The sequence below is a fragment of the Anabaena cylindrica UHCC 0172 genome, assembly GCF_034931625.1.
Taxonomy (GTDB): Bacteria; Cyanobacteriota; Cyanobacteriia; order Cyanobacteriales; family Nostocaceae; genus Anabaena; species Anabaena cylindrica_A.
Genome location: NZ_JAYGGY010000026.1, coordinates 1 through 12,014, shown reverse-complemented (window position 1 = coordinate 12,014; position 12,014 = coordinate 1). Strand labels below are relative to the sequence as shown.

Sequence of the window (12,014 nt, the reverse complement as noted above, 5' to 3'; positions counted from 1 at the left end):
CCTAGCGGGAAACCTTAAAGGAATTATTAGGACTGATTGTTTTTGCCAAGCCTCAGATAAATGGGAGTTAATGATTAAAGCGTCATCATCTCACCCTCGTAAATTGGCTACAGTATTGCCTTGTAAGTAGTCATTGACTTTGCGTTTTCTCCTACAGCAAGGTTTTTGGCTTCCATAATACCACCAGAGACAATTAAACCATAATTTAGTATTTGAGATCGTGCCTGCTGAAAATCTGAAGTATCAATATTTTTGGTTTCTAAAAACGTTTTAATACTATCTATAATTTGCTGTTCAATAATTTTTAAGTACATTTCTTGATCAAGTTGTTGAAAATACTGTCGATACTCAGAAGAACTTACTCTTTCACGAAGGCTGTTGGTTGCACCATAGTTAAAATTTGGATTTCTATTAATATAATGTCTGATTATCTGTCGTTGTCTCCTTTCCTTCCTTAAGCTGTTAAACCTGTGCAATACTGCAAATGGTGACAAAAGCCAATAAAATATACTTTTAAATATAGATTGTATTACTATTAACCCTAGTTCTCGTGACGTTGCTTCTGGTAAAATATTATCAAATTGACGGTAATAATCCCTTAAGGGAGGAAGAAGATAGTAACTAGATTCTATAAATAGATTTTGTCCTATTCTTACAATCCTAAGAAAAATTGATAAAATTAATTCTCCATTCCAGTCAATTACTCTAATACATTTATAATGGCGAACTGTATGCGTAGGCTTTTCTATAAAATCTCTCATAGTTTGGGTGTCTACGAAAGTACATGGACGTTCTGTTGGGTCAGGTAAAAATCTCTTGTCATCTCGAATTTCTCGTCCATTTATATGTAAATTATCTTCTATTGTCAAATTATATAAATTAAGTTTAATTATTGAATTGCTGATATATTCGTGTATGTCATTGATATTAAATGACAAAGGTTTTAGAGACTTTTGTCCTTCTTGTTTACCTTACCTCCTCATCCTTCATCCGTTGTGCCAATAGTTCTAAAAAGTCAATGTATTTTTCTGGTTTTTGAGCCAACATCATTAGGGGTATAACCGCAGGGCTGTTTCATTCCCCAAAAGTTGCATAATGTCAAGATTCGATTTTGGCGATCAATGTGATTTTATGGGGGAAAATTTGTGATTTTTGAATCAATTATGTGAGATTCACATCAATTTTGTTTCAAAAACTATCACTAAAGATATTGACAAATGTACCCTCCTGAACGAATGAAACAGCCCTGGGTATAACCGGGGTTTGTGCAAAATAGGACATGATGTAAAGTTTTGTGAACGAAAACTCTACAACCATTGCTCCTCAAAGCTTACCCCAAATACAAACTACTACAATCACTAGGTTTAGCGTGTAAGTATCTGGAAGTAGTAGCAACGGAAGCGTGTCCTAAGCTTTGACTAACTAGATGAATAGGTGCGCCTCTATCTAATGAGTGTGAAGCGTGTCCGTGACGTAACCAGTGGGGACTAGGTGCGGGTAAACCTATTCTCAGTGAAGCTTCTTTAACTATTTTCCAGATCATAGCCCTGGTTAAATGCCCTGTACCCTGTCTACTACGGAACACCGAATCTCCTTTACCACCATCACCCCGAAGCTGTTCCAATTCCTTATACAAGTTACTGGGAATAATCACCACCCTAGTTTTACTACCCTTACCATATATAGTAGCTTGACCGTTCTCATCACCACGTTCTGATAAATCCCCCCAAGTTAAACCGCTTAACTCAGTAGCACGTAACCCGCAGTAGTACAACATCTTTAAGATCAGTTTATTCCTGATATTATTCTCACTGTGAATCAGTATAGTTATTTCCTGTTCAGTTAGTATCCGTTCTGTTAAAGCGTCTTTAGGTTTAGGAGTTTTTAGAGGTTTGCCAACATTATACTTAATCACCCCTAACTCATATACAAAGCTAATTAGACTCTTAATAATATGGCTATAAGTTTTTTTAGTGTTGTCATTAGAACTTAAAGAATCCACCCACTGCTGTAAATCATCTAAACCAACATTAACCAATGGCTTATCTATCGCTGTTAAAAACTTATTAGCAACGCGCTTGTAACTGTCCTGAGTAGCTTGACTTTTACCATGTAGCCACATATTAAGTAATAAATCAATAGATTTATTTGCATATTGGTTAATTTCAGTTGGTTGTGCAATAGTTAAAGCGTGCATCTAGTTAGTACCTTTGTTCTATTTCTTAGAAATTTGAGTTTGACATTAGTAGCATTATGTCAAACTGGCGGTTTTTAAGAATAATCTTTTTCTAGCGTCTTGTCCAGTATTAACAAATTTGATAAATATCTAATTATGTATATATCATACTAAGCAGAAAACTATATGTAGCTGTACAGTACATTGTTTCAAAAATTACTTAATGACAACAAACTGTTTATTTATCATATAACATTATCGTATAATTCTGCATAAAATAGATTTTATGCTATTAAGTTTGATACAACACATTTTGTTTTAATGATAGTTCAATATAGCGGTTATCGGTCGGATGCAATACAATCTAGGGCGGGGAAACCCCGCCCCTACAGGTTTTGCGATTTATTGACTGTATCTCACCCAAGTGTATACCGCTATAAGCGTATTTTCACCCTTCCACATATGCTCAGAGTAAGCAAAATAATTAATATGTAATTAATTCTGTCCAGGTACTTACTGACTAAAAATACAACCTGATAAACTGATAATATCATAACCGAACGGTATTGGCTTCCCTCCTGCCCCCTAACCTAACTCCTGCCTTGGATAACAAACACGGCAGGAGGTTAATGCCTTCTGTCAGTCGGTTTTCAACTGTGTTGAAGCAACAGAAATATCATATCTTCGCCCTTCCTTTCTGATTTCAAAATTTATGACTAACCGCTGAATGGGATAAAAATGCTGATGTTTTCTAGCGATGAGTTCAGCAATAATTTCTCTAGTCTGTTGTTGAATTCGCGGATCATCTGTGGTTAAACTTTGTTTCAAGAAAGTCTCAACTATTTCTTCTTGTTCTGATTCAGACATCAACGAAGCGTTCCAGGCTACTACGCCCAAAGTGAATAAACTCTGATATTGTGACAAATTTTGTATAGTATCAAAATAAGGAGCAATAAACTGTTTAATAACATCAGACATTTTTTCAACCCCCTTGCGTTCTATCGCAATCTTTAAGTCTAATTCCCCAAATACACCCTCTTCTTGAATTTTTTGGATAAGTGCTTGCATATTTTTCTGCTTATTCTGGGAATTCTGTTTTTCTTGCATCAACTCCTTAAAATCCTTAGACTTTCTCGCCATAGTACATCCCCTGTTTTAAATTGGTAGTTATACAAATTTTACAACAGCCCTGAATAATTCCATTGCACCGCTTCTACAGGTTTTTGATACTAGAAGGAGTGTTGTTTTGTTGTGAACCAAAACCAACAGCTATCGCTGCATTGAATGGATCAATTAATGGAATTAATGTAGCGATTATGCTCCAAACTCTTCCTACTTTCCTGACCACAAATTCTTTTCCATTTCAATTTAATCAACAGCAGCAAAAAGCTTTAGATAAAATGTGGACTTTTGTACAACCAACTGTCACGGCTGCTTTATTTCTATTAGTAGGATATGCCGGCACAGGTAAATCAACAATAGTTTTCCAACTCGTTAAAGTTCTCGTGGCTACAGGTAAACGAGTTGTCTTGACTGCACCTACGAATAAAGCTGTAGGTGTCCTGCAACGAATGGCAGCAGAAAACGGGGTAACTGGCGTAGAGTTCTTTACTATTCACCAATTACTAGGACTAGGAATGGTGACTAGAGGTAAAGAGAAAATACTTGACCAAATAGGACCCTGTTACATCAACTTATTTGATGTTGTTTTTATTGATGAATGTTCCATGATTGGTAAACAACTGTGGCGCTGGATTGAAAATGTGGCTAATGAATCATCTACCTGGACAAAAATCAAAATTATTCTCATGGGCGACCCTGCCCAATTAAATCCAGTCAATGAAGGAAAATCCCCTAGTTTTCAAGTAGCAAATAAAGCAGTATTAACTCAAGTTGTCCGCCAAGGAATTGATAGTCCCTTGCTGGAGTTTGTCACAGCTTCTCGCTATGCAGTGACTAAAAGTAAATTGCCATTTGCACCATTTTCTAAATATCTACCTGATAAAAGTAACGGGGCGCTGATGGTTAAACGGCAAACTTTACTGCGCTATGCCTACAAAAAGATATCTCAACAATTTGCTCATAATCCAGATTGTTTCCGCATTTTATCTTGGACGAATGCTCAAGTAGACTTTTATAATCAGCAGATTCGTAGATATTTATATGGTGAGAATGCCAATAGATTTATCTCTGGAGAACGATTAATTACTAAAGACCCAATCATGGCTCCTGATGGGAAAACTGCCATTCTTTCCACATCTACAGAATTTACTGTTTTAGCTGTGCTGGAAGACCGTTATAACAACTATGATACTTGGAGGTTAAAGGTAGAAACAGATGAGGGAATTGTACGTCAAGTCTACGTTTTACATGAAGATGAAGAGAAACGATTTAAACAAGAAACTCAACGGTTGCTCAAAAGCGCCAAGCGCAATCCCTTTCTTTGGAAGCAATACTATAAACATTTAGAGCAGTTTGCTAATATCAGAAACTGTTTTGCATTGACTGTTCACAATAGTCAAGGTAGCACTTTCTTGGAAGCGGGTATTGATGGTCAAGATTTGAGAAAGCGGCTGAATCAAGAACGCAGAGATGATAGTAAATCAATTCTAGCTAAAATTAAGGAGTTTAATCGGTTGTATTATGTTTCTAGTTCACGGGCTAGACAAAGAATTTTGGTAATTCGGGGATGACCATAATTTGGGGAATTTGAGAGAATTAATTTTCTGTGTATTCGGGTTATTGGTCTAAATATTGATTGGACATTTTCATCCATTCTTCGGGAGAAATTGCTTCAATCTCTTGCTTACAAAAAAAGGCAGGAGGTTAGGAGTATTAATTGAAACTTTAGTTCTGGGTCTAAAGCCCAGTTCATAAAAAGAATTATACCGAGACGCGCAGCGCGAGGTATAAAGCGTCCTTACTTCAATCCCACGTTTTTAAACGTGGGTTCCTCCTGCCTCCTGAAGTTGCTGGACTTCGCAATTATCATGGTCAGTGCGTTCACCGCTTCCAGGCATTTTCAGTTTTTCGTAAAAACCAAATTGTCCAAGAGATCGAATTTTGGCGATCGCTCTGTAGTATGTAGCTTTGCTCACTTGGCACTCTGTCATAACTGCTAAGGTGTCAATATCCTGATAGACATCTCCCCAAGGTTCAATTTCAATCAGGTAGCTCCTAGTGTGTTAATTCTGTGTATTTTTGGAGGGATTGTCCGGAAAATTATTGGTGTTACCGTAGGTAACACCGAAAACATCTGTTTCAGGCACTTTCTCATAAAAATATGCGACACATTTTGTGCATGAAGTCTTATGGGATAAGGGATTCAGAATTAACACGCTAGGTAGCTCCAGATTCTCCATTCAGCAGCAGTCAGTTTTGCCTGACGGAGGACTTTGGCAATTTCAGGAGTAACAGGAGTAAATCTGCCATTGCCGTTGCTCTAGTTGTGACTTGAAACATAAAATGAGCTTTTTGCTCAACTTATGGTTCAAGTCACACTAGTTGTCGTCCATGAAGGTCGGCGCAAAATCCTCGACTGGCATAGCCAACGCGGATTAAGTTTTTTACAATTAGGATTACGCAAAATTCAACGCTTGTGTTATCAACGTCTGCTAATTCCCCGATTAGTTACCTTACCTCGAAAGAGTCCTCTACCTGCTACTGCTTCACTCAAAAAACGAACGCACATAGAACAACAAATTGAGTTCTCCCGTGTCACAATCTTCTCTTCTTGATACTCCCAAAAGTTTTCTGCACCACTAAGCTAGAAAGATTTAACTATCTAAAATACTTGAAATTGAGGTTAAAGATTTTGTTACAGCATCAACATACAAATTCCAGCCCTCTCTTGGTGTCTTGGGCATTCCAGTTATTCCAATTAATTGAAAAGCAGCCTCGAATTTAGGGCTACCAATGTGAGCAGACCCTACACGAAGATCGTTCAACCCAGCTAAAGGTGCAGTAATATTGCGAGCTTTAGTTTTATCTGATTCCTTAATCGTCAAAATTTCTTCTAAAAGTTTTATCTGTCTCCATTTGTCATCAACTGCTCCACCTAATGTTTTTAAAGTAGTTCTGAGAGCCTTGGTTTGCATTGTTTCAATAACCCATCCGTAAAGGATTTGGGCAAGAGCAGAAACCTCAGTAAATTGATTGTTAATTGGTCCGACACTCAACATAGATAATTCTTGACTACTCGGTTCTATCTCGTTCGATAATTCAACAGAAAAATGCTTTTTAAAAACACTGCTAAGTTGAGCGCATACCTCCCGAATTAAATCAACTACTCCAGGTGAATTAGGTGGATCACTTTGCATTCTGGTCTGGAACATCTCTTCACAGATTTCACCACTTGGTATAGATGAAAACGATGCCCAATAAGCTTGTTCTGATGGGTTTAAATCAGCAATATCAGGAGCAAAAGCATTGACCAGTCCTTGAGAATTCATGCCTACATCAATCGTACCTCTGTCACCTGGTAAAGAAGCTACTCCCCAATTTCGCATATGAAAAAATACATTATATCCAGGGGTATGGAGATACTTTTGCAAAACTGCTGTACGAAAATATAAATACCCATACTTCCCAATACCTTTATCAATGTAATTTCCAAGAAAAGTATTTTGGGGTAGAGGTTTTTCCTCACCTTCGTCGTTGATTTTAAATTTCGGGAGTTGGTCTTCATCAATAGATTTTTCCCCAAAATAATACCACGGAGTACGTTCATACTTAGGTTTGTCATAGGGCTTAATTATAAAATTACGCCTAAAAATAGAACGTCCACGGAAAAAACTATGATGAGTATGTTCAGGCGGATGAATAATTGTTGAGAGCCATGTAAATTCATCAATTTGTTTATCCTCAATTTGCTCAAGCTCAAGTTCTTCTTCTGTACCTGCATTCGCAAAGCGATCCGCAATGACAGCAATAAGTAGTCCCATCTCCTGCTCTGCTAAAAAGTCACGTAAATAATCACGATGAATAGCTACTCTGGCAGTTGGATCATAAATAGCATGAGAATCAAGCTTGGTTTCAGCTACAAGAATTTGGTCAACTGGATGATAATATTGTGTTTGATGTCTTTTTTCTAATGCGTGATAAATAGTAAATTCACGACTCAATTCAATTTGATAATCCTGATTTATTGGATGCTTTATTAAATTGTATAAAGGAAATAACTCAATTTCTCCATATTGAGTAAAGTTACCAAAATTAAACTTATCATCATAATCCCATCCAATATGGAACTTTAAATCATCAGGTGATTTAATTTTTATAGCAGCCTCATTTAACTGTTCAATTGGGACAAGTGCGGATTTAGTCAACCATTCTTCACGTTGCCAATCTACTGCATCAAATTTACCTTCTTCTTTTACCCAAAAACTCTCAAGGGTAATTGTGCTGCCATTAGTAGGGTTATAGGGTGATTCTTCACGGTCTGAATACTGGAACCAGTTAAGTAATGCCATATCAAATACTATAAATGATGTGCTTTATATTATTTGTCATCAATCCTGTTATAACAGTACAGATAAAGATAACCCATTTCATTTTTAGAAGTCCTTAGTGTGCAGCAGGCTGCTGCACAAATTCCTTTGCGACATAACTGTGTCTTGCTGGATCACGTAAAAGTGCTAGAGCAGCGGGGTTCGTACATCCAGCAGACCACCCAAAATGGTTGGAGCCGCGCCATCCTAGAGATGCAGATTGAGGGCTACATCATCCTTGTATCATTAAAGTCACTTCCAACACTGCAACCACCATTGTTTTAGTTGCATCCAAAAACTTTGCTTTTGCTTATAGTTCTGTTGTTTCTCTGTGGGTTCGCTGCTAGAAGCATCTCCAAAGTATTTCTCTTTTGCAGAACGATCATATATTCTGGCAGCGTCAATCTCTTCTTGCGACCATTGGGCAGCCCATATAACATTATTATGTCTGATCCAATAATGAGACTTACACTTAAAACTCCAGTTACCAATCGAAGGCTCAAGCGAAATTGATTTACCGTTAAAGGTTAACTTCCAATCGGTTGGGCTTAGTGGAGTAAAAACCTCATTTCCACATCCGCAGCAACATTTATGAGCTACGGTTCCAAACTTTATAGACACATAGATAGTGTTGTCATTGAGGTTATCAGGAATATATTCAACAAATTCGTGTCTAAGCACTGTTTCAGCCTTCTAACTGGTCTTCGTTAATTAGTGTATTGCCATCTATGGTATATGTAGTATTATGTTCCCCGTTGAAGTCTCGATAGAATCCAAATATTTTTTTCCACTTTATTACAGCTAAGGCTGCATTAAGAGCATTCAGATCAGCAATCTGAATATTTTGAGCATAGTCGTTGTTACCGTTATTGTCTGAAAAAGAAACTCTTTTATTTATATGCTCACGCTGTTCTATAGTGCTAGTCGTGACTCTTAGTATCCCCCCTAACGATTCATCAACTAAATTCACACCAATTCCAACATCAATGAAAGGAATGCCAAATTCTTCTAATTTTTCAATAATTAGTTTTTTTGCTGTACCTCTATCAAGGCAAAGGAATACAAACTTCATCTCCTTTAAATAATTAACGCTTATTTCATCCTCAATATAGAAAGCATGAGGAACAATACCTTGATGCATTTTGGAGTACAGTTCCTTGAAGTAAATTACCTTATAAGGAATTTCCCTCAGTTCATCAATTGATGGCGCACCTGGAGACCTAAATGCGTTATGTTGAAATAATTTATCTCCATCAAATAGATGAACTCTTTTGACAGGAGTTTTGGCTACTAGATCCAACACGTATGTTCCCGTTCCACCTAAGCCAATAATAGCAACATCTTCCAGTGCTAATTTCTGAGAAATTAGATTGATACCCGCCCTACTTGATGCGGTATCACGATAACAGAATGGCGATTCTCCTTCCTCCGATTGGATAACTGAGAAATTCTTTGCTGTGACAGCCGGATCAATTGCTTGTGCAGGACTAGAAATAATAGCGATATACGTAGTCAGCTTTTCATAATAGTTTGAATAGCCTTGAGGAGGTTTGCTTGAAAACGTATGTTGAACTTCAACTCCCTGAGTGAGTTGCTTTCTTGTACTCGCATGTTTGATCTGAGTTATTTCTGTCCCGTTTTTATGGCAAGGATGATCACCGCCAAACTCAATAACGTGTGTACTAGGTTTAGTGGTTACATCGCCAGCAAGAGTCAATTCTGAAACAAGCATCCCGTATTTGATTTCTCGGTTGGAGTTTAAATACGGAATATTTTTGACCAGTAGATAGCCTGAGTTGATCTCCAGATCAAAGCCTTCATCTTGTAGACGCTTTAAGTCAATGCTACGACTTATCAGTTGCTGTGACATTGAAGATCATCCCATTTTTAATGTGTACTGATTGTCCTTCGACTAGAGTTCCTTCAGGCTTGCTGCCTTTGCCTTTTTCGTATGTAACTGTGAAAAGGATGTTTTGGCCTGTTGGCGGATTACTAAATGCCAAAGAGACGATCTCGGTAAACGATAATTCTTTTGAAGTAACCTCTTTGGGACGACCGTTCACGATGATCTTGAATTCTTTAGTGCTATAGAAATGCTCGTCTTCTTTGAGATGAATCTCATTTCCATCATTCGGGATGACTTTATCTTCCTGCTTTCCCTCTACCTCCTGAAACAGCTCGAATCCATGAGGAATGTACCCAAGTACATAAAGTGCCGAACCTGTTGTTGGATTCGGCGACTCGTACTGCTTACGATCTATATGGACGCGGACTTTGCTATGCCCCATATCATGGTTATGCTCTTTTTCGTTCATCATTAAATCCTCACACCTAAATAGGTAATGCAATACAAACCCCTGATGCTAATCGTGATAGAGTGAAACTATTCCATCTCTGCAACAACGTTGCTTCAGTGATTCAAATCTATTGTATCAAAAATGCAACACTGTTGCAATAGTGAAACAAAACAAAAGGACTTTTTATGGCACGGCTTACACTTGAGCAACTTGGACCCCTTATTAAGAAACAAAGGGGTAGCAGAGGAATGAGACAAGTTGCAGCAGAAATGAATATCAGTGCCGCAACGCTATCACGGGTAGAGGCAGGGAAACAGCCTGATCTAGACTCATTTACAAAAATTTGTGCCTGGCTCGGAGTCGATCCTGGAGAAATTCTTGGTTACAAGGAGCATGGAGAAACAGAAACTGCATCCAAACCTAACCAAACGGTAATGCTCGCTCACTTTAAGGCAGGCAAGACAATGAGTCCAAAGACCGCGCAACATTTGGGTGCATTAATTCTTGCTATTCATCAAGCTGCCGTGGCAGAGGATGACGAATGATCGGCCCAACATCAAAAGGGGATGAAGCACTGTTCGTGAGGGGTTTTAAATCACGATGTGAGAACACTGCGATTCAGGTCAGGTCACATTTAGGTCTGAAAGATACAGACCCATTGCCTGCACGCGAACTCGCAAAGTATTTAAATGTATTTATTTGGGAACTCGCCAATGTGCCAGGCTTACCTCGTGAAACGCTTCGTTACCTTCAATCATCAGAGGGCGATGAATGGTCTGCTGTTGCTGTCCGGTCAGGAACAAAAGATATTATCGTACTCAATCCGTCTCATTCAGTTGCCCGCCAAGCCAATGATCTGATGCACGAGATGGCTCACATCTTTCTTAAGCATGAATCGTGCCAGATTATCGTATCTGATAGCACGGGCATAGGCTTTCGTACATTTGATAAGCGCCAGGAAGCTGAAGCCGATTGGTTAGGTGCTTGTCTCTTACTTCCTAGACCTGCTATCGCTGCCACTCATCGTCAGAAGATGGATATTGAAGCTGCGGCTGATTACTTCGGTGTAAGTAAGGAATTGTACAAGTACCGATTACGCATAACGGGTGTAGAGAAGCAGCTATCTCGTCAAGCATAGCTATGGCTATTCCTGTCCTGAATATTCTTAACAATTTCCAGCATATCTAATAGTGAGCGCGTCATGCAGCTCAGTTCCGTAACAAGCAGACTATCTCCGGGGTATAGCAACTATTGATGAAAAATTCCGCCTTTTGGTGTGAAATACTTGGCTTGGAAGCTTTTCACTCACAACAGATGTAGCGAACTGCGGTGAGCCAAAAGTGACCACTGCCAAAGGTCTGTTTCTTTGAGAGAGTTATTCATTGCCTAAAACGGAAGCTAATACCTCATCATACAAACGCCCCAAACCCTGATGATTGCAAAGATTAGTTGTTAAACATTGCCTAAATTGACTCAAACTAGGCAATGTTTGAAAGACATAAATACATGACTACTTTATAAAACTTTACGTCGTGATAAATTTTGCGCGTATCTTGTCTGTGCGATTCGTTCCAAGGCGAATACATAACCTTGGGTGAACACGCGGAGGTAATACCTCCAAAATGTTTACAACTAACCCGGAGATGTGGGTGAAAACCCCACCACTGAAGGGGAGCAACGCGATTTTGTGAGGTGCGAAAAATTGGTAATATATTTTACGTAATTTTTCAGCGATAGCGTTCGCGAAGCGTGTGCCTTGCACTCAGTGATCCTTAGGGATCGCTACCTAGAAAAGCCAAAAACATGGAACTTCGACCTCTGTTTATTGGCAATAAGCCCTGGTAATTGAGACAGAAAATCCGATCTCACATTTTCGCGTTGCTCCCACTTTACCCCTACTAGTGGTTTGTCAAGCTAAAAATTGTGGGTTTGAGGGAAAATAGAGAGGCTATTACAGCGCTTCCCGGTGTTATGAAGTACAAGAACTCCACCCCCAACCTAGGCTGTTGACTTTGTGCCTTTTTAAGCTATTTTGGTTCATACAACTTCTGT

Annotated in this window: 12 protein-coding genes; 4 read left to right on the top strand and 8 right to left on the bottom strand. The window is 38.6% G+C overall.

Annotated elements, in window-relative coordinates; all coding sequences use genetic code 11:
• Positions 1-107: 107 nt before the first annotated feature.
• The 3 genes from VB713_RS09345 to VB713_RS09335 all read right to left on the bottom strand — a co-directional run bounded on the left by VB713_RS09345 (position 108) and on the right by VB713_RS09335 (position 3,316).
• Positions 108-869, bottom strand: a complete 762-nt coding sequence (locus VB713_RS09345; RefSeq protein ID WP_323311286.1) for a hypothetical protein — start codon at positions 867-869, stop codon at positions 108-110.
• Positions 870-1,330: 461 nt separating this feature from the next.
• Positions 1,331-2,197: a tyrosine-type recombinase/integrase gene (locus tag VB713_RS09340; RefSeq protein WP_323311285.1), complete on the bottom strand. Its 867-nt coding sequence runs from the start codon at positions 2,195-2,197 to the stop codon at positions 1,331-1,333.
• Between the two features lie 618 nt (positions 2,198-2,815).
• Positions 2,816-3,316, bottom strand: a complete 501-nt coding sequence (locus VB713_RS09335) for a hypothetical protein (protein ID WP_323311284.1) — start codon at positions 3,314-3,316, stop codon at positions 2,816-2,818.
• 98 nt (positions 3,317-3,414) lie between these two features.
• Between VB713_RS09335 and VB713_RS09330 the strand changes: the two genes are divergently transcribed.
• Positions 3,415-4,869 carry an ATP-dependent DNA helicase gene (locus VB713_RS09330; RefSeq protein ID WP_323311283.1) on the top strand — a complete coding sequence of 485 codons (1,455 nt, stop codon included), beginning with the start codon at positions 3,415-3,417 and terminating at the stop codon, positions 4,867-4,869.
• A gap of 246 nt (positions 4,870-5,115) precedes the next feature.
• On the opposite strand, the gene VB713_RS09325 is transcribed toward VB713_RS09330, so the two are convergent.
• On the bottom strand, positions 5,116-5,289 hold the full coding sequence (locus VB713_RS09325; RefSeq protein ID WP_323311282.1) for a hypothetical protein: 174 nt from the start codon (positions 5,287-5,289) through the stop codon (positions 5,116-5,118).
• A 372-nt stretch (positions 5,290-5,661) separates the two neighbouring features.
• On the opposite strand from VB713_RS09325, the gene VB713_RS09320 reads away from it, so the two are divergent.
• Positions 5,662-5,913: a hypothetical protein gene (locus VB713_RS09320; protein ID WP_323311281.1), complete on the top strand. Its 252-nt coding sequence runs from the start codon at positions 5,662-5,664 to the stop codon at positions 5,911-5,913.
• A gap of 39 nt (positions 5,914-5,952) precedes the next feature.
• Here VB713_RS09320 and VB713_RS09315 read toward each other — a convergent pair whose 3' ends face one another.
• From VB713_RS09315 to VB713_RS09295, 4 genes are all read right to left on the bottom strand, one after another.
• The gene (locus tag VB713_RS09315) at positions 5,953-7,647 is read right to left on the bottom strand and encodes a hypothetical protein (RefSeq protein ID WP_323311280.1); all 1,695 of its coding nucleotides are present in this window, start codon (positions 7,645-7,647) and stop codon (positions 5,953-5,955) included.
• Positions 7,648-7,917: 270 nt separating this feature from the next.
• Positions 7,918-8,346 (bottom strand): DUF6527 family protein, encoded by a 429-nt coding sequence (locus tag VB713_RS09305; RefSeq protein ID WP_323311278.1) that lies wholly within the window; start codon positions 8,344-8,346, stop codon positions 7,918-7,920.
• Positions 8,347-8,350: 4 nt separating this feature from the next.
• On the bottom strand, positions 8,351-9,535 hold the full coding sequence (locus VB713_RS09300; protein ID WP_323311277.1) for a ThiF family adenylyltransferase: 1,185 nt from the start codon (positions 9,533-9,535) through the stop codon (positions 8,351-8,353).
• Positions 9,510-9,983 (bottom strand): multiubiquitin domain-containing protein, encoded by a 474-nt coding sequence (locus tag VB713_RS09295; protein WP_323311276.1) that lies wholly within the window; start codon positions 9,981-9,983, stop codon positions 9,510-9,512. Before VB713_RS09295 ends, VB713_RS09300 begins: the two co-directional genes overlap by 26 nt.
• Positions 9,984-10,147: 164 nt before the next feature.
• On the opposite strand from VB713_RS09295, the gene VB713_RS09290 reads away from it, so the two are divergent.
• Positions 10,148-10,507 (top strand): helix-turn-helix transcriptional regulator, encoded by a 360-nt coding sequence (locus tag VB713_RS09290; protein WP_323311275.1) that lies wholly within the window; start codon positions 10,148-10,150, stop codon positions 10,505-10,507.
• Positions 10,504-11,100 (top strand): ImmA/IrrE family metallo-endopeptidase, encoded by a 597-nt coding sequence (locus VB713_RS09285; RefSeq protein ID WP_323311274.1) that lies wholly within the window; start codon positions 10,504-10,506, stop codon positions 11,098-11,100. The genes VB713_RS09290 and VB713_RS09285 overlap by 4 nt, the downstream gene beginning before the upstream one ends.
• The last annotated feature ends 914 nt before the right edge of the window (positions 11,101-12,014 follow it).